Consider the following 16,990-nt stretch of genomic DNA (forward strand, 5'->3'; position numbering starts at 1 on the left):
CGAACGCGCCCCGGCGGAGCCACCCACACCGCCCGGAACACCCCCGAACGCCCCCAACTCCCCCATGCCGTAAGAAGAGACGGGCGGAGAAGACGGCAGCGAAGACGGCGGTGAAGACGGAAAGGGAGGGCGGCGGCGCAAGCGGCTGGAACAGGAGGGACGGCCAGGAGGCAAGGCACGTCAGCGACACGTCACCAGTACGACTGCGGCGCGAATGCGCCCCTGATACGCGCCCCGAATACGCCCGACGCGCCCTCAAGTACCGTGGTCGGAGGCCTGACACCCCACCACCGACGGGGATGGTTTTCAGCCAAATCCCTGTCACGCAGGCAGCGTCGAACACTCTCCGTACAGGCTCTGCGTACCACCGGGCGGTCGCGCGGCCCGGGAGACGGAGCACGCCTCCCGGACCGTTCCGCCGCCCGCGGGGATGGAGGCGGCGGTGTCCCCCAGCCCACTGGATCCAGTACAGCGGGCCGACCCACGCGACGACCATGGAAGCGCTCCCGCGATGGCCGGAGAAGAGCGCACGGACAGGCGCACGGCCACACAGTGGGAGCACGCCGCAACAGCCTGTATCTGAACCGTACTTCAGTACGGACCACAATCCCGCCAACCGGAACAATGCCCCTTAACGCTTGGGATGCGGCGAACTACGCTGGGTTTAGGAATGCCGCGTGGTTATGCCAACGTCGGCAGCCGTCTGTGTCGAGGGGTGGCTCATGTCCAGGGAGCAACGCGGGCCGAACGAAAAACTCGGCGCCGTTCTCGCCCTCGCGGGAATCAGCAACGCAGGCCTCGCGCGGCGCGTCAACGATCTTGGCGCTCAGCGAGGACTGACGCTTCGCTATGACAAAACGTCGGTGGCGCGGTGGGTGTCGAAGGGCATGGTGCCGCAGGGTGCGGCGCCGCACCTCATCGCCGCCGCCATCGGCCAGAAGCTCGGCCGCCCGGTGCCGCTCCACGAGATCGGCCTGGCGGACGCGGACCCCGCGCCCGAAGTCGGCCTCGCCTTCCCGCGGGACGTCGGACAGGCGGTGAAGACCGCGACGGAGCTGTACCGCCTCGACCTCGCGGGCCGCCGCGCCGGGGGCGGCATCTGGCAGTCGCTGGCCGGATCGTTCGCGGTGAGCGCGTACGCGACGCCCGCCTCACGATGGCTGATAACCCCGGCCGACAGTTCGGTAGCGCGTGACGTGGGCCCCGGCGAGGACTCAGGCGCACCGCTCAAAGTCGGCCACAGTGATGTGCAGAAGCTGCGGGAGGCCGCCGAGGACGCGCGGCGCTGGGACTCCAAGTACGGCGGCGGCGACTGGCGTTCGTCGATGGTCCCCGAGTGCTTAAGGGTGGAGGCGGCTCCCCTGCTGCTCGGCTCCTACTCCGACGAGGTCGGCCGGGCCCTCTTCGGCGCCTCCGCCGAACTCACCCGGCTCGCGGGCTGGATGGCCTTCGACACGGGCCAGCAGGAAGCCGCCCAGCGCTACTACATCCAGGCCCTGCGCCTGGCCCGGGCGGCGGCGGACGTCCCCCTCGGGGGCTACGTCCTGGCGTCCATGTCCCTCCAGGCCACCTACCGTGGCTTCGGCGACGAGGGCGTGGACCTCGCCCAGGCCGCTCTGGAACGCAACCGCGGCCTTGCCACGGCCCGCACGATGAGCTTCTTCCGCCTCGTCGAGGCCCGGGCACACGCGCGTGCGGGTGACGCCCAGGCGGCCGGCGGCGCCCTGAAGGCCGCCGAGAGCTGGCTGGAGCGCGCCCGCCCCGGCGACAACGACCCGAGCTGGCTCGGCTTCTACTCCTACGACCGCTTCGCCGCCGACGCGGCCGAGTGCTACCGCGACCTGAAGGCCCCACGCCAGGTCCGACGCTTCACGGAACAGGCCCTCTCGAAGCCGACCGAGGAGTTCGTCCGCTCGCACGGCCTGCGCCTGGTCGTCTCGGCTGTCGCCGAACTGGAGTCGGGAAACCTGGACGCGGCGTGCGAACAGGGCGTACGAGCGGTCGAGGTCGCCGGGCGCATCTCCTCGGCCCGCACCACCGAATACGTGAAGGACCTCCTGCACCGGCTGGAGCCGTACGGCGACGAACCACGCGTGGTCGAGCTGCGGGAGCGCGCCCGGCCGCTGCTGATGGCTCCGGCATAGGCGGACAGGCATGCTGCCGTCCCCGCGTTTGAAGGCATTGTCAGTGGCGCAGTGCACTATCGAAGCGGGAGGTGGTGCAGGTGGCGCGGGTGCCGGAGATCGCGTACGACTGTGACGTGCTGGTGATCGGCGGGGGGATCGTCGGTCTGTCGACGGCGTACGCCATCACACGCGCCGCACCGGGCACACGCGTCACGGTCCTGGAGAAGGAACCGGGCCCGGCCCGGCACCAGACCGGCCGCAACAGCGGCGTCATCCACAGCGGCATCTACTACCGCCCCGGCTCCCTCAAGGCGCGCTATGCGGTGCGGGGCGCGGCGGAGATGGTCAAGTTCTGCGCCGAGTACGGCATCCCGCACGCCGTCACCGGCAAGCTGATCGTCGCGACCGACCGCTCCGAGCTGCCCCGACTGCACGCCCTCGTGCAGCGCGGCCGGGAGAACGGGATACCGGTCCGTGAACTGGGCGCGTCCCAGATCGCGGAGTACGAGCCGGAGGTCCGGGGCCTCGCCGCCATACACGTCGGTACGACCGGCATCTGCGACTTCGTCGCGGTCGCCCGCCAGCTGGCCCACGGCTCCGGCGCGGAGATCCGCTACGGCACGAGGGTCGTCCGCGTCGACCGCCGCCCCGAGCGGGGAGTCGCCGTGCTCACGGCCGCCGGGGACGTCGTACGCGGACGTGTGCTGGTGAACTGCGCGGGCCTGTACAGCGACGAGGTCGCCCGGCTGACCGGAGACGACCCGGACGTCCGGATCGTGCCCTTCCGGGGCGAGTACTACGAGCTGGCCCGACCGGAGCTGGTGCGGGGCCTGGTGTATCCGGTCCCCGACCCGGCGTTTCCGTTCCTCGGGGTGCATCTCACGCGCGGGATCGACGGGGGCGTCCACATCGGGCCCAACGCGGTGCCCGCGCTGGCCCGCGAGGGGTACGGGTGGGGGACGGTGCGTGTGCGGGAGCTGGGGTCGACGCTGGCCTGGCCGGGCTCCTGGCGGATCGCCCGGCGGCACTGGCGGTACGGGGCGGGGGAGCTGCGGCGGTCGGTGTCCAAAGGGGCGTTCACGGAGGCCGTGCGGAGGTTGTTGCCCGGGGTGTCCGAGGACGACCTGGTGCCGACGGCGGCGGGGGTGCGGGCACAGGCCGTGCTGCGCGACGGCACGCTGGTGGACGACTTCCTGATCCGCGAGGGCCCTCGCACGGTGCATGTGCTGAACGCGCCGTCTCCTGCGGCTACTGCGTCCTTGCCGATCGGCAGGGAGGTGGCTCGCAGGGCGCTGAGCGCGCTGTGACGGGCCGGTCGCTGGGGTTTCGAGGTGCTCGGCGTCGTTGCTGGGGCCGGGTGGGTCCGCAAGCCGGCGGAGCGGGGTGCCGCTTCTTCGGGACGGGCGCCGCCCCAGCGGCACGACTGCCCGCAGCGGCGGCCGGCGGCGGCTGAGCGAGACGCGCCCGCACCCGCGCACGCTCGGAAGGGGACGTGTCGGGGGGTGTCCGCCCGCAGCGGTTGGCGCGTCAACGGGTAATCAGTTGGTTCGCAAGCCCGTCGCGCCGTTCCGAGGACGGCCCCCCCGGTGCGGCCCCGGCCCACCCTCGCCGCGAAGGCGCAAGCGGCGCACCCCACCGCACCCGCGCAGGCCGCCGCAGGCATCCGTGCCCCCGCCCGACCCACCACCCGGCGAACAGGCGACGGCCGTAAAATCGGCCTCACTGTGTCTGACTCCGTGAACACCCCCGAAACCCCCCAGCCCGAAACCCCCGGCGCCTCCATCCGGCGCAGCCGGGCCAAGGGTGAGCCGCGCTTTCCCGATGGGCCGAAGGCCGATCCCGCCGGGTCGCACTTCGAGCGGCGGATCCGGAGTTTCCAGCCGCGGCGGAGCCGGGTCACAGCCGGCCAGGCGGACGCGCTTCAGCGGCTGTGGCCCAAGTGGGGCCTCGACATCGACGGCAGCCGGACCCTCGACCTCGCCGACCTGTTCGGCAACGACAACCCCGTCGTGCTGGAGATCGGCTTCGGCATGGGCGAGGCCACCGCCCAGATGGCCGCAGCCGACCCCACCACCAACATCCTCGCCGTCGACGTCCACACCCCCGGCCAGGGCAACCTGCTCAATCTCGCGGACCGGAACGGCCTGTCCAACATCCGGGTCGGCAACGGCGACGCGATCATCCTCCTCCGCGAGATGCTCACCCCGGACTCCCTCGACGGCCTGCGCGTCTACTTCCCCGACCCGTGGCCCAAGAAGCGGCACCACAAGCGCAGGCTCATCCAGCCGGACTTCCTGGCCCTCGCCGCGAGCCGCCTCAGGCCCGGCGCGATCGTGCACTGCGCCACCGACTGGGAACCGTACGCCGAACACATGCTCGACGTACTCACGGCACACCCCGACTTCGAGAACACGCAGGCGGACGGCGGTTTCGCGCCCCGTCCCGACTTCCGTCCCCTGACCCGTTTCGAGGGCCAGGGACTGGACAAGGGACATGTCGTGAACGACCTCCTCTTCCGCCGCGTACAGCACGTGAACCAACCCCCCGCCGGCGCCTGACCGCACCCGCACCGCACCCGTACCCGCGTCCCTCCCGCCTGCGGACAGCGCCCATCCGTCGTTAGGGTCAATGCCGTGGCCACCTGCCCCCCACACCCCTATCCCCGTGGTCCCGTCGACGGCGCACCCGCCGCCGGCCCCCTGCGGCACGCCCACTGGTGGCAACGCGCCTGGGTGCGCTACGGGGCGCTGACCACGCTCCTCGCGATATCCGGCCTCGTCATCCTCGCCCTGGTCCGCGAGGAGACCGGCACGGAAGGGTTCCTGGTCGGGCTGGGACTGGCCACGCTCCCGGTGCCCCTTCTCATAGCCGCGTTCCGCTGGCTGGACCGGGTCGAACCGGGCCCCTGGCGCAACCTGCTGTTCTGCTTCGCCTGGGGCGCCTGCGCGGCGGCGCTGATAGCGATCGTCGCCAACAGCTTCGCGACCAGATGGATAGCGACGGCGACGGCGGATCCGTCCAGCGCGGACACGCTCGGCGCGACCGTCATAGCACCGGTGGTCGAGGAGACGGCCAAGGCGGCGGCCGTCTTGCTGGTCTTCCTCTTCCGGCGCCGTGACTTCACCGGCATTCTCGACGGAGTGGTCATAGCCGGCGTCACCGCCACCGGCTTCGCGTTCACGGAGAACATCCTCTACCTGGGCACCGCCTTCGGCACCGACCAGCTCACCGGCGGCACCGGCATCGCCTCCGTCACGGCGGCGACCTTCTTCGTGCGCATCGTCATGTCGCCGTTCGCGCACCCGCTCTTCACCGTCCTCACGGGCATCGGCTTCGGCATCTCCGCACTCGCGGCGGACCGCCAGTACATCCGCCGCGTCGCCTTCCCGCTCTCCGGACTGCTGCTCGCGATGGGCCTGCACGCGATGTGGAACGGCTCCTCGGCGTTCGGCGAGTACGGGTTCTTCGCCGTGTACACGGCGTTCATGGTGCCCCTCTTCGCACTGCTGACGTGGCTGGTGATCTGGACACGGCAGCGGGAGCTGAAGACCGTACGGACGGAGCTGCCCGCCTACGCCGTGGCCGGATGGCTGTCCCCGGTCGAGCCGTACGCCCTCGGCTCGATGCGGGCCCGGCGGATCGCCCGCCAGTACGCCCGCCGCCACGCGGGCAGGGCGGCGGCGCGGAAGGTCGCGCAGTACGAGGGGTACGCGACGTCCCTGGCGTTCCTGCGGCACCGGGGCCGCCGCGGCCGCGCCGGTGCCGACTTCGTCGTACGGGAACGGGAACTGCTGGACGAACTGTGGCGACGCCGGGAGACGGCCCGCCCCGCGCTGGACTACGCCGCGCGGATCACTGCCCCTCCGGTACCGGTGGCGGCCCCGCCCTGGCCGGTGCACGGGGCGTACGGGTACGGCTGTCCGACGACTCCGGCAATGTCGACGACGCCGGCAGCCCCGTACCCGGTGTACAACCCGTACCGGTCGTAGCCGAACCCCAGCCCCCAGGCCCGGGGGCAGGAACCGCTCAGGCCGAAGCCTCCGTGAGCCGCCCGAGCTCCGCCTCCGTCAGCGTCAGCTCCCCGGCCCCGATCAGCGCGGGCAGCTGCTCCACCGTCCGTGCGGAAGCGATCGGCGCCGCCACCGTCGGCTGGGCCGCGAGCCAGGCGAGGGCGACCGTGGCGACGGGGACGTCGTGGGCCGCGGCGATCCCGTCGAGGGCGTCGAGGACCCGGCGGCCCCGCTCGGTCTCCAGGTACTTGGCGGCACCGCCCGCCCGCGCGCTGTCGACGCTCGTACCGGGCCGGTACTTGCCGGTGAGGAAGCCCGACGCGAGCGCGTAGTACGGAACAGCCGCCAGGCCGGTCCGCTCGGCGAGGTCCTGGAGCTCACCTTCGTAGGTGTCACGGGAGACGAGGTTGTAGTGGGGCTGGAGGGCCACGTACCGGGCGAGCCCCTCGCGGTCGGAGAACTCCAGGGAGGCCCGCAGCCGCTCCGCGGAGATGTTGGAGGCGGCGATGTACCTCACCTTGCCGGCCTTCACGAGTTCGTCGAGCGCGCCGATGATCTCCTCCACCGGCACCTCGGGCTGGTCGAAGTGGGTGTAGTAGAGGTCGATGTAGTCGGTGCCGAGGCGCCGCAGGGAAGCGTCGGCGGCGGCCTTGATGTTGGCGGCGGACAGGCCGCGGAACTCGGGGTGCTGGCTGACCTTCGTGGCGACGACGACGTCCGCGCGGTTGCCGCGTGACGTGAGCCACTTGCCGAGGACGGTCTCGGACTCACCGCCCTGATTGCCCTCGACCCAGGCCGAGTAGACGTCGGCGGAGTCGACGAAGTTGCCGCCGGCGGCGGTGTACGCGTCGAGGACGGCGAACGACTGCGCCTCGTCGGCGGTCCAGCCGAAGACGTTGCCGCCGAGGGCGAGCGGGAAGACCTCGAGGTCGGAGGAGCCGAGCTTGCGAAGAGAAGTCATGCTCTGTGGCAACGACCGTACGGAACCGCTCATTCCACAACAGACGCAAAGCTCCCGCAAATACCGGCAGCCCTGATGTCGGCGGTCGTCATCAGGACCACCGGTGCTTCAACCGGCCTCCGAAGCTCAGACGTTCAGGCCCTTGCCCCGCAGCCACGCCAGCGGGTCGACCCCGTTGGTGGACCCACCGGTGTGGACCTCGAGGTGCAGGTGCGCCCCGGTGACGTTGCCGGTCGCGCCCACGCGGCCGATGACGTCGCCCGTGCTGACCTTCTGGCCGACGCTGACGCCGATGGACGACTGGTGCGCGTACCAGATCTCCGTGCCGTCATCGAGGGTGAGGACCGTCTTGTAGCCGTACGACCCGTTCCAGCCCGCCTCGGTGATGGTGCCGCTGTGCACCGCTTTGATCGGCGTGCCCGTGGGGGCGGCGAAGTCGAGACCGGTGTGGTAGCCGGAGGACCAGTAGGCGCCGGCCTGACCGAAGGTCGAGGTGATGGTGTACGCGGAGGTCGGCAGCGTGTACTGCTTGGCGAGAGCGGCGAGCCGCTCTGCCTCGGCCTTCTTCCGGGCCTCCTCCTCCGCCTTCCGCTTGGCTTCGGCGGCCTTGGCCTTGGCTTCCTTCTCCGCCTTGGCGGCGGCTTCCGCGGCCGCCTTCTGGGCGGCTTCCGCGGCGTCCTGCGCGGCCTTGGTCTCGATCTGCTCCTGCTGGTGCTCGACCTGCGCCATGATCCGGGCGCGCAGCGCCTCACCGGCGCCGGAGGTGCCCTGCTCGGTGTCGGCGGCCGCCGTGCCGAGGTCACTGAGCGGGGTGGCGGAGCCTTCGGGGGTGTCGTCGTCCGAAATGAGGGAACCCACCGAGGGAAGGTCCGGAACGGAGATCGACACCGGCGGCTTGCCGGTCTGGGCGCTGGCCATGCCGCCCGCGCCCACGGCGGCTATGACGCCGACGCCCAGGACGGTGGAGCTGCGGGCGAGGCCCCCGCCGCGCTGCTTGGTGACGCGATGCCGGCCACGGACGGGACGGATGGACTCCGCGGTGGGGTTCCATTCCTGGAACGGGCCCTCTTCGGTACGGTGACCGCCGTAGCCGAAGGTTTCGGTGTCGCGCTGGTTGGGCGCGGACGGGGCCGCGGGGGCAGGCCGGTTGGACGCCACGTGGGCGTACTCCTTTCCTTCCTTCTCGCCTACCGGGTTAGCTGACGGGTTCGGAGCAGGAAGGTCTCCTACGCGCGTATACCGGCCGTGCTTCCACGGCGGCTTCCGCGCGATTCACCCCAAGTAGTGGTTCCCCGGTTCCCTTTCGGGATTCGGCGCGTGCGCACGGAGCCGCCTTCTGTGACGGCTGGGACGACCGCGCTGCGTTATCGAACGTTAATAGACGCGCGGTGGGGATTCCAGCGGTTCCACTTGATCATTAACCTTTTTCGCGCGGACCAACCTGCCACGACCGGCTTAAATCGGGCGATTTGACCACTGCGCGAGTGACTCACGGGTTTTGATGGTGTGTCAGTTGTTATGCACAGCGGTGTGATTCACTCACCGACAGTAATGAGAAGCTCGGGAAATGCACCGAGGGCCGGAACCCTTTCGGATTCCGGCCCTCGGCCTTCAGTAGCGGGGACAGGATTTGAACCTGCGACCTCTGGGTTATGAGCCCAGCGAGCTACCGAGCTGCTCCACCCCGCGTCGTTGTGACTCCAGTGTACGCCATCCGCGGGACCGCTCGCGCACACCCGGTGCTCAGCGGCCCGGGTTGTCCGTATGGGTGAGGGTCTCCCAGGCGGTGAACAGGTCGTCGGTGCCGGCGGGCCGGGTGGCGTCCGGACCGGCGGCCCCGCAGGAGGAGACGAGGAGGGCGAGCGCGGTGAGCAGTGGCAACGAGCAGGAGCGCTGTCCCACGTCGCCCCCCACTGCCCACATGCCCGCTGCCTCCGCGCTGTCGTACCGGCCCTGGAGGCAGCGTGAGCCGGGAGGCGGCGGGGCCGCAGGATCTGTTGTGGCGATCGGCCCGCGCTCAGCGCAGCAGGTGGCGGTTGGGGGCCTTGGCCCGCTCCTCGCGCTCCGGGACGACGACGACCTCCACTCCGCCGGCCGCCAGGACGCCGCTGCCGTCGGCCCCCGGCACGAAGGTGTCCGGCTCGCGCCAGGCCGTGACCACGCGTCGTACGCCCGCGTCGAGGATCAGCCGGGCGCAGGGTGCGGGGCGGGAGGCCCGGCGGGCGCAGGGCTCCAGGCTGCTGTAGACCGTCGCGCCGGCGAGCCTGGGGTCGGCCGGGTCGGTCTTCGCCAGGGCCGCCTCCTCGGCGTGCACGACCGGGTCGCCGCCCTCCCGGGAGTGGCCGCGGGCCAGCTCCGTGCCGTCGGCCGCGACCACCACCGCGCCGACGCTGAACGCCGTGTCCGACGGCGGACACTCTGCCGCCAGTTCGCAGGCGAGGGCCAGCCAGTGGTGGTCGGCGGCGACGGGGAGAGGGCCGGTGCCGGGAGCGGTCGGCTCGTAGCGCATGAGGACCACGTCCTCGATCCGCCGGGTCTCCAGCAGCCGGAGCCGGCCGGACTGGTAACCGCCGGGCCCGAAGAGGCGGGGTGCCTCGGGGTCGCCGACGAAGAGCGGGGCGAGGACCAGCTGGAGTTCGTCGGCCAGGCCCTGGGTGAGGAGCTGGGTGTGAATCAGGCCGCCGCCCTCGACCATGAGCCGTCGTACACCCCGGACGTCGTGCAGGTGGGTGAGGAGCCGCCGCCAGTCGAGGTCGGCTCCGAGCGGGACGACATCGGTGGCATCTGCGGCATCGGTGGCGATACCGAGGGCACGGGCGCGTTCGGCCCCCTTGTCGGTCGTGTAGAGGACCTTCTCGCCGCCGGTGTGCCAGAACCGTGCCGCCGGATCGAGGTCGCCGGAGCCGCTGACCGTGACCTTGAGGGGGTACTCCGGCAGGCCGGCTGCCGTGCGGGCGGTTCGCCGCTCGGGTGAGTTGACCAGCAGGCGCGGGTTGTCGGCGCGGACGGTGCCGGCGCCGATCAGGATCGCGTCGACGGACGCCCGGACCTCGTCGACCCGGTCGAAGTCGGCCGGGCTGGACAGGAGCAGGCGTTCGGGGCCGGTGTCGTCCAGGTAGCCGTCGAGGGAGACGGCGGCGGACAGCAGGACGTACGGGTGGGGCATCGACGCTCCCGGCTCGTGGAAACTCGTGGCGGACGGCGGGCTGACGGGACGGGCTTGGTTCAAGTTTGAAACAAACCTACACTGGAGGCATGACGACTCGCTGGCTCACCCCCGAGGAGCAACGCGCCTGGCGCGCGTACATCGCCGCCTCGCTGCTCCTGGAGGACGCGATCGACCGGCAGCTCCAGCAGGACGTCGGCATGCCTCACCTCTACTACTCCATCCTGTCCGTCCTGTCGGAGTCCCCGGAGCGGCGGCTGCGCATGACCGATCTCGCCGAGCGGCTGAAGATCACGCGCAGCCGGCTGACGTACGCGGTGACGCGGCTGGAGAAGGACGGCATGGTGCGGCGTGAGGCCTGCCGGTACGACAAGCGGGGCAGCATCGCGGCTCTGACCGACGACGGGTTCGCCGTTCTGGGAAGGGCGGCGCCCGGGCATGTCGAGACCGTGCGCAGCTTCCTGTTCGACCGGCTCAGCGAGGAGCAGGTGCGGCAGCTGGAGGAGATCTCCACGGCGATCGCGCAGGGGCTCCAGGAGGACGGGACACGGCCGGCGTCGGACGACGTGCCGTGGCGACGGAGGTCCTCCACGACCTGCTCCTGAGGCACCCGTTCGTGAGGCACGTCACAACGCGCATCGACCTCACCGCTTCTCATTGCTTCAAATTTAAAGCAAGGGTAGGGTTCCGGACGTGGATCTGCTTCAAATCTGAAGCAGCCTGCAAGCCGACGGCTGTGCAGCCGAACAGGAACGGAACCCGGAGGCCCCGCATGCCCGACACTCCCGCTGTCCTCGCCACCCCGCGCTCCCGCGTCCGGGTCCCGCTGCGCTTCCACGACGGCTACGAGGTCGACGCCGAGGTCGTCACCTTCCACGGTCTGGCCGACGGCCAGGAGCACGTGGCCGTCGTCCTGGGCGAGCCCGGCCCGGTTCCGCTGGTGCGGCTGCACTCCGAGTGCCTGACCGGGGACGTGTTCGGCTCCGCCCGCTGCGACTGCGGTCCGCAGTTGCGCGAGGCCGTCGAGCGCATAGCCGAGCGCGGCGGCGTGCTCCTCTACCTCCGCCAGGAGGGCCGGGGCATCGGCCTCTACAACAAGCTCGACGCGTACGCCCTCCAGGACGAGGGCCTCGACACCTACGAGGCGAACGCGGCTCTGGGGCTGCCGGAGGACGCCCGCGACTACACGGCGGCCGCCCAGATGCTCCGGGCCCTGGGCATCGGCGAGCTGGACCTGCTCTCCAACAACCCCGACAAGGCCTCCCAGCTGCGCGACCTGGGCGTGGACGTCCGCGACCGCGTCCCCACGGGCGTCTTCACCACCGCGCACAACGTCCGCTACCTGCGCGCGAAGGTCCTCCAGACCCAGCACACCCTGCCGCTTGCCGCGCTGACCGGACTCAGCGTGGGCTGAGCTTTCCGCCCCGGCCGGGTGCCGAACGAGGCGGCTTGCCCCTCGGCTCATCGGGTACAGCCTTTGAATGAGGGCGACCTCCGCAGTACCCGGAGCTTATGGAAAGTGACCGTTTCGTGACCGATCTCGGCGGCCCCGGCGACACCCGGGCGAGGAGACCGGGCGATGGCCCGGAGGCCGTCGCGGCACAGATAGCCGACGCCGTGGAGAGCCTGACGGCCCTGTGGTCGGTCGCCGCCCAGGAGGCGTCCCTGCGGCTGTCCCTGCACCAGCTGCGGGCGCTGCGCACCTTGGAGGCGGCGCCCGGCCTGAACCTGACGGCCCTGGCGGACCAGCTGGACATCGGCCTCCCCACCGCCAGCCGCCTCTGCGACCGCCTGGCCGCGGCCGGCCTCCTGGAACGCGCCCCGCATCCGGACACCCGCCGCGAGGTACAGCTGTGGCTCACCACGCACGGGCAGCACGTCCTGGGCGACGTCGCAGGTCGCAGGGCACAGGCCCTGGCCAGCACACTAGCGGCGATGGAACCGGGGGAACGGGTGGCGTTGAGCCGGGGGTTGCGGGGGTTTCTTGCCGCGCGGGATGCGGAAGTCCCGCGTGCCGGCGGGGTCGACGGGACCGACCGGGCTGGCAGGACCGGCGGGACCGACCGGGCGGACCGGACCGACCAGACCGACCAGGCTGGCAGGACCGACCGGAGCGACCCGACCGACCGGGGCGACCCGACCGACCGGGGCGACCCGACCGACCAGACCGACCGCAGCGACCCGACCGACCAGGCCGACCAGACCGACCGGGCTGGCAGGACCGACCCCGCCGACCCGACCGACCAGGCCAGCGAGACTGCCCGCGACTGCGAGACCGACCCGACTGGCCGGACCGACCCGACTGGCGGACCGTAGCGGCGGCAAGTGCGATCGGTCCCGCCAGTAACCCCGCCGCACTACCCGCGCCCGACGCCCGACCACATGGCCCGTGGGCCGACCGCACAGCCCGCGCCCGCTCCCGGCCACATGGCCCGGGCCCGCTCCCCGGCCGAACGGCCCGCGCCCGGCCACACAACCCCCACTCCTCCCAGAAAACGCGGCGCCCGTCAGCCGCCCGAGCCGTGACTGCTCCCCCCACCGGCGCCGCCACCACCCAGCACCGCCACACACGTGTCGTCCCGCACCGGACGGGCCGCGCTGCCCGCGTCCCGGAGGACCACCGCGGCCACCACCGCCGGGTCGCAGCCGAGGAGCACGGCGTCGTCGGGTGGCGTCCAGCGGCCGGGCAGGCCGTCGCTGTGCAGGACGAGCAGGCTGTCGTCCTGCCACGGCTGCCGCTGCACGGACACGGGCGCCGGAGCCTGCGCGCCCACGATGCCGGGCTGGGACAGCATCGCCTTCCAGGTGCCGTCGGTCCGCAGGCGGGCGCCGACGTTGCCGATCCCCGCGAAGTGCAACCGGCCGGAACCGATGTCCAGTTGGGCCACGGCGACGGCCGCGCCCCGGGTGCGGCGCAGGGCCCGGCCCAGATGCCGCAGTATCTCGGCGGGCGGCCGGTCGGCCACGCCGTGCAGCGCGTCCACGGCGGTGCCGGACGCCTCGGCGGCCTTGGGGCCGTGACCGAGCCCGTCGGCGAGCAGCAGGGTCAGTCGGTCGCCGGCGCACACCCGGCTCCAGGCGTCGCCGGAGTACTCGGCCCGGCCGAGGGGGACGTTGACGCCACCGGCGCGCAGACCGCGCGGGGGCGTCCGATGCCGGCCGGCGGGCGGCTCGTGGTCGATGCGGGCCACGGCCACGGTGCCCCGGCCGGAGGCGCTGTGCAGGTCGAAGTCGTTCGCTATGCGCCGGCACGTGCCGAGGCCGGCGCCCAGGGAGGCCGCGGTGGTGTAACCGTCGCGCATCGCCGCCGCGACGTCCGGGATGCCGGGGCCGTGGTCGAGCGCGACGAGTTGCACGGACAAGCGCCCGTCATCGGCGTGTGCGCGCTCGACGAGGTTGATGACGACGTACCCGCCGTCCGCGTGCCGCACCAGGTTGGTCGCCAGCTCCGTCGCCACGAGCGCCGCGGTCGCGGTGCGGTGCGGTCCGAGCCCGGCACACTCACTGGCCGCCTCGGCCGCCACCCGGACGTCCCGCACCCGGGTCGAGTCGTCCACCGGCACGTCCCACACCCTGCTCATCACGACCCCGGCCGGGCCGGCGGCACGACCGTGGCCCAGGCGGTGACGGTGACGGTGGTGCCCTCACCGGGCCGGCTGTCCACCTCGAACTCGTGGACCAGCCGCTTGGCCCCGCTCAGGCCGAGCCCGAGCCCGCCGCCGCTGGTGTAGCCGTCGGTCATCGCCTGGTCCAGGTCGCGGATGCCGGGCCCGGCGTCGACGAAGGCCAGCCGCAGACCGGGCGACGGCCCGGTGCCCAGCGGGGTGATCTCCACGTGGCCACCGCCGCCGTGGACGAGGGTGTTGCGGGCCAGCTCACTGGCGGCGGTGACGAGCTTGGTCTGCTGCACCAGACCGAACCCGAGTTCGGCGGCGGCCTGCCGGACCTGCTGCCGTACCCAGGCCAGGTCGGCGTCCGAGCCGATCGGCAGGCTGGCCGAGGCGGCGTGGCGGGAAGCCCGCATCACGGACTCCCCCCGTCCCGATGCTCCCCCGCGGTGAGCATCTCCATCGCGCGTTCGACGTCCAGGGCCGTACGCAGTCCGGGCAGGGTGAGCCCCAGCTCGACCAGGGTGATCGCCACCGCCGGGCGCATCCCGGCCAGCACCGTACGGGCGGCCAGCAGTCCGGCTCCCGCGGCGATCTCGGCGAGGACCCGCCCCAGGAAGGAGTCGACGACGTCCACGCCGGAGATGTCGATGACCACGCCGGTCACGCGGGTGTGCGCGATCCGTTCGGTGATGTCCTGCTGGAGCTGCTCGGCCATCCCGTCGTGCAGTTCACCCTGGAGAGTGACCAGCAGGATGTCGCCCAGCCGGAGGACCGGCACCGAGAAGCCGTGCCCGCCCAAGGGCCCGGCGACCGGGGGTCCGTCGATCGGGGGCCCGAATCCCGCGGGCCCGTTCCCCGAGGGGCCGGTCATCGCGCGCCCGCGTCGGCCGCCCGGACCGGAGCGATCTCGACGCCCTGCCGGCTGAGCGCGTAGGCCAGGGCGTCCGCCAGGCTCGCGCGGGTGAGCACCGTGCCGAGGTCGATGCCCAGATGGACGATGGTCTGCGCGATCGCCGGCCGGATGCCGGAGACGATGCACTCGGCGCCCATCAGCCGGGCCGCGGCCACCGTCTTCATCAGGTGCTGGGCGACCAGCGAGTCGACCGTGGGCACGCCGGTGATGTCGAGAATGGCGAACCGGGCGCGCTCGGCGACGATCGCGTCCAGCAGGCTCTCCATGACCACCTGGCTGCGCGCGCTGTCCAGCGTGCCGATCAGTGGTACGGCGACGGTGCTCTCCCAGAGTTTGATCACCGGGGTGGCCACTTCGTTCAGTTGTTCGCGCTGCCGTGCGATCACCTCCTCGCCCGCGCTGACCGTCGTCTCCAGCACGACCAGACGCAGCGTGCCCATCAGCACGGTGAGGGCCAGCACGCACTCCTGGGCCTCGGGGGCGTACGGGTCCGGGAACTCGCCGCGCAGCAGCTCGGTCACCGGTTCGCGCAGGGCGGCCACCTCGTCGGCGAGCCCGTCCGCGCCGACCCCCATGCGGGCACGGGACGCCGCCATCCGCCCCAACTGCTCGCGCACCGCCGCGAATCCGGGGGCCCGGATGTCGTCCGGCCGCCCGGTGGCCGCCACCGCGGCCAGCGCCGCCGCCACGGACCTGCCCGCCTCCACCGCCTCGTCGCGGGAGACGGTGAAGACCGTGCGGAACAGCGCGGCGTCCGCCCACCGTTGAGCGACCTGCTCCCGGCGCCGTTCGAGAAAGGCACTCACCTGCTGTGCGGCCGGCTCCCGTTCCGCGTTCTCATCCGACACCGACACGTGCATCGCTCCCTTGCATGGGCCAGCCGAGGTCGCGCTACGGCACCTCAGCCGTTACTTGCCTTATGACAAACATTAGAGCCGCCGTACGGCACCACCAAACAGCCGCTCGCCCCCACTCCCTGACCTGCGTCTGCCCCGGCCCTCACCGCCCACGCCAGTCCAGACACACCACCAGGGCGTCGTCGTCCGGGACGGTTCTGCCGCGGTGGCCGGACAGTTCACGCAGGACGGCCCGGGGCACCTCGGCGGCCCGGAGCAGCCGGGTCGACTGGATCGCCCGGGCCAGCGCGGTGGCCCCGTACGCCTCTCCGCCCGGAGACGCGGCGTCGTACACCCCGTCGCTGACGAAGACCAGCCGGTCACCGGGCTCGACCACGAACTCCTGGGCCATGTAGTCGGTCTCCTCGAACATGCCGAGCGGCAGCTGGGCGTCGAACGGCATCAGCTCCACCGCGCCCCGGCGCAGCCGCAGCAGCCGCGGGGAACCGGCGTCCACCGCCCGGACCCGCCCGGTGGCCAGCTCGATGTCCAGCATGAGCACGGACAGGTAGCAGCGGCCCCGGTAGTGGGCGTACACCGCCTGGTCGGCCAGGGCCGCCTGGTCGGCGAGGGGGAGACCGGCCCGGCGCGCGTTGCGCAGGGCGTTGATCGCCAGGTTCGTCAGCAGGGAGGCCTCTATGCCCTCGCCCATGCCGTTGGTGACGTAGAGACTGAGCCGGTCGGCCGTGGCGGACCAGTCGAAGTTGTCGCCGAAGATCGCGTACGCCGGTTCCAGCTGTGCGCCCAGCTCGTACTCGGGGCGGGAGCAGGAGCGGCCCGGCAGCAACTGCCACTGCATCTCGGCGGCCAGGGTGAGCCGGTCCCTGCGGCGGGCCTGGAGGTACACGTCGGTGTCCCGCTCGGCCACGACGACCTCGTGCCCGAGCACCTCGGCGATCTCGGCCAGTTCGCCGAGGCAGCCGCCGGCGTGCTCGCCGCCCGGCAGGGTCACCGTCAGCACGCCGAGGCGGTCGCCGCGCACGGTTACCGGCAGATGCACGCGTACCCCGTCACCCGAGTCACCCGAGTCACCCGAGCCACCCGAGCCACCCGAAAGGGTTTCCACGTACGGCTCCTGCGCGCCGAAGGCCCGGCCCGCCGGGCTGTTGTGCACGGGCAATGGCTGAAGGGTGTGCGGCGGCACGGACACCGGCTGAAGCACCGTCAGTCCGTAGTCGGCCAGGTACAGCTCGACGGAGTCCGCCGCGTACTGATCGGTCAGTACACGACGGACCGCGTCCAGCAGTTGATGGGGCGCCGCCGTGCGCAGGGCGCGCTCGGCGGTCACGAGTCTGTTCACGATCGTC

Annotated in this window: 15 protein-coding genes, 1 tRNA gene, 1 pseudogene and 1 riboswitch; of the genes and pseudogenes, 7 read left to right on the forward strand and 10 right to left on the reverse strand. The window is 72.1% G+C overall.

The window, feature by feature from the left end; translation table 11 throughout:
* The first annotated feature begins 722 nt into the window (after nucleotides 1-722).
* From AOQ53_RS24835 to AOQ53_RS24850, 4 genes are all read left to right on the forward strand, one after another.
* A complete protein-coding gene (locus AOQ53_RS24835; protein ID WP_059420561.1) occupies nucleotides 723-2,144 on the forward strand; it encodes a hypothetical protein in 1,422 nt (473 codons plus the stop codon).
* A gap of 74 nt (nucleotides 2,145-2,218) precedes the next feature.
* Nucleotides 2,219-3,433 carry an L-2-hydroxyglutarate oxidase gene (lhgO, locus tag AOQ53_RS24840; protein WP_408055183.1) on the forward strand — a complete coding sequence of 405 codons (1,215 nt, stop codon included), beginning with the start codon at nucleotides 2,219-2,221 and terminating at the stop codon, nucleotides 3,431-3,433.
* A gap of 417 nt (nucleotides 3,434-3,850) precedes the next feature.
* Nucleotides 3,851-4,684 carry a tRNA (guanosine(46)-N7)-methyltransferase TrmB gene (gene trmB, locus AOQ53_RS24845; RefSeq protein ID WP_174523340.1) on the forward strand — a complete coding sequence of 278 codons (834 nt, stop codon included), beginning with the start codon at nucleotides 3,851-3,853 and terminating at the stop codon, nucleotides 4,682-4,684.
* A gap of 75 nt (nucleotides 4,685-4,759) precedes the next feature.
* Nucleotides 4,760-6,115 (forward strand): PrsW family intramembrane metalloprotease, encoded by a 1,356-nt coding sequence (locus AOQ53_RS24850; RefSeq protein WP_059420566.1) that lies wholly within the window; start codon nucleotides 4,760-4,762, stop codon nucleotides 6,113-6,115.
* 37 nt (nucleotides 6,116-6,152) lie between these two features.
* Here the strand turns inward: AOQ53_RS24850 and AOQ53_RS24855 are convergent, their stop codons facing one another.
* From AOQ53_RS24855 to AOQ53_RS24875, 5 genes are all read right to left on the reverse strand, one after another.
* Entirely contained in the window at nucleotides 6,153-7,097 is a 945-nt protein-coding gene (locus AOQ53_RS24855) for an aldo/keto reductase (protein WP_059420567.1), read from the reverse strand.
* 126 nt (nucleotides 7,098-7,223) lie between these two features.
* Entirely contained in the window at nucleotides 7,224-8,255 is a 1,032-nt protein-coding gene (locus AOQ53_RS24860) for a M23 family metallopeptidase (RefSeq protein WP_059420568.1), read from the reverse strand.
* An 11-nt stretch (nucleotides 8,256-8,266) separates the two neighbouring features.
* Nucleotides 8,267-8,423, reverse strand: a riboswitch (cyclic di-AMP (ydaO/yuaA leader).
* Nucleotides 8,424-8,712: 289 nt separating this feature from the next.
* Nucleotides 8,713-8,786 (reverse strand) — tRNA-Met (locus AOQ53_RS24865).
* A gap of 54 nt (nucleotides 8,787-8,840) precedes the next feature.
* Nucleotides 8,841-9,020 carry a hypothetical protein gene (locus tag AOQ53_RS24870; protein WP_059420570.1) on the reverse strand — a complete coding sequence of 60 codons (180 nt, stop codon included), beginning with the start codon at nucleotides 9,018-9,020 and terminating at the stop codon, nucleotides 8,841-8,843.
* A gap of 94 nt (nucleotides 9,021-9,114) precedes the next feature.
* Entirely contained in the window at nucleotides 9,115-10,263 is a 1,149-nt protein-coding gene (locus tag AOQ53_RS24875) for a dihydrofolate reductase family protein (protein ID WP_059420571.1), read from the reverse strand.
* Nucleotides 10,264-10,352: 89 nt separating this feature from the next.
* Here AOQ53_RS24875 and AOQ53_RS24880 point away from each other — a divergent pair, with 89 nt between their 5' ends.
* The 3 genes and pseudogenes from AOQ53_RS24880 to AOQ53_RS24890 all read left to right on the forward strand — a co-directional run.
* Nucleotides 10,353-10,868 carry a MarR family winged helix-turn-helix transcriptional regulator gene (locus AOQ53_RS24880; RefSeq protein WP_059420572.1) on the forward strand — a complete coding sequence of 172 codons (516 nt, stop codon included), beginning with the start codon at nucleotides 10,353-10,355 and terminating at the stop codon, nucleotides 10,866-10,868.
* Between the two features lie 167 nt (nucleotides 10,869-11,035).
* On the forward strand, nucleotides 11,036-11,677 hold the full coding sequence (locus AOQ53_RS24885) for a GTP cyclohydrolase II (RefSeq protein WP_059420574.1): 642 nt from the start codon (nucleotides 11,036-11,038) through the stop codon (nucleotides 11,675-11,677).
* A gap of 116 nt (nucleotides 11,678-11,793) precedes the next feature.
* A pseudogene (locus tag AOQ53_RS24890) lies at nucleotides 11,794-12,273 on the forward strand (MarR family winged helix-turn-helix transcriptional regulator); the annotation flags it as partial.
* Nucleotides 12,274-12,770: 497 nt separating this feature from the next.
* Here AOQ53_RS24890 and AOQ53_RS24895 read toward each other — a convergent pair.
* From AOQ53_RS24895 to AOQ53_RS24915, 5 genes are all read right to left on the reverse strand, one after another.
* Nucleotides 12,771-13,844, reverse strand: a complete 1,074-nt coding sequence (locus AOQ53_RS24895; RefSeq protein WP_059420575.1) for an ATP-binding SpoIIE family protein phosphatase — start codon at nucleotides 13,842-13,844, stop codon at nucleotides 12,771-12,773.
* Nucleotides 13,844-14,287, reverse strand: a complete 444-nt coding sequence (locus AOQ53_RS24900; protein ID WP_059420576.1) for an anti-sigma regulatory factor — start codon at nucleotides 14,285-14,287, stop codon at nucleotides 13,844-13,846. The genes AOQ53_RS24895 and AOQ53_RS24900 overlap by 1 nt, the downstream gene beginning before the upstream one ends.
* Nucleotides 14,287-14,745 carry an STAS domain-containing protein gene (locus tag AOQ53_RS24905; RefSeq protein WP_236711812.1) on the reverse strand — a complete coding sequence of 153 codons (459 nt, stop codon included), beginning with the start codon at nucleotides 14,743-14,745 and terminating at the stop codon, nucleotides 14,287-14,289. Before AOQ53_RS24905 ends, AOQ53_RS24900 begins: the two co-directional genes overlap by 1 nt.
* Nucleotides 14,742-15,641: an STAS domain-containing protein gene (locus AOQ53_RS24910; RefSeq protein ID WP_236711813.1), complete on the reverse strand. Its 900-nt coding sequence runs from the start codon at nucleotides 15,639-15,641 to the stop codon at nucleotides 14,742-14,744. Before AOQ53_RS24910 ends, AOQ53_RS24905 begins: the two co-directional genes overlap by 4 nt.
* Before the next feature lie 145 nt (nucleotides 15,642-15,786).
* Complete coding sequence (locus AOQ53_RS24915) at nucleotides 15,787-16,983, reverse strand: PP2C family protein-serine/threonine phosphatase (protein ID WP_059420648.1); 1,197 nt, start codon at nucleotides 16,981-16,983, stop codon at nucleotides 15,787-15,789.
* Between the last annotated feature and the right edge of the window lie 7 nt (nucleotides 16,984-16,990).

The sequence above is a fragment of the Streptomyces azureus genome (assembly GCF_001270025.1).
GTDB classification, from domain to species: Bacteria; Actinomycetota; Actinomycetes; order Streptomycetales; family Streptomycetaceae; genus Streptomyces; species Streptomyces azureus.

Bases quoted from the DNA above. Each gene is read 5' to 3' on its own strand.
- AOQ53_RS24875 (WP_059420571.1), bottom strand. From the start codon at position 10,263: ATGCCCCACCCGTACGTCCTGCTGTCCGCCGCCGTCTCCCTCGACGGC.
- AOQ53_RS24835 (WP_059420561.1), top strand. From the start codon at position 723: ATGTCCAGGGAGCAACGCGGGCCGAACGAAAAACTCGGCGCCGTTCTC.
- AOQ53_RS24905 (WP_236711812.1), bottom strand. From the start codon at position 14,745: ATGACCGGCCCCTCGGGGAACGGGCCCGCGGGATTCGGGCCCCCGATC.
- AOQ53_RS24900 (WP_059420576.1), bottom strand. From the start codon at position 14,287: ATGCGGGCTTCCCGCCACGCCGCCTCGGCCAGCCTGCCGATCGGCTCG.
- AOQ53_RS24880 (WP_059420572.1), top strand. From the start codon at position 10,353: ATGACGACTCGCTGGCTCACCCCCGAGGAGCAACGCGCCTGGCGCGCG.
- AOQ53_RS24895 (WP_059420575.1), bottom strand. From the start codon at position 13,844: ATGAGCAGGGTGTGGGACGTGCCGGTGGACGACTCGACCCGGGTGCGG.
- AOQ53_RS24855 (WP_059420567.1), bottom strand. From the start codon at position 7,097: ATGACTTCTCTTCGCAAGCTCGGCTCCTCCGACCTCGAGGTCTTCCCG.
- AOQ53_RS24885 (WP_059420574.1), top strand. From the start codon at position 11,036: ATGCCCGACACTCCCGCTGTCCTCGCCACCCCGCGCTCCCGCGTCCGG.
- AOQ53_RS24870 (WP_059420570.1), bottom strand. From the start codon at position 9,020: ATGTGGGCAGTGGGGGGCGACGTGGGACAGCGCTCCTGCTCGTTGCCA.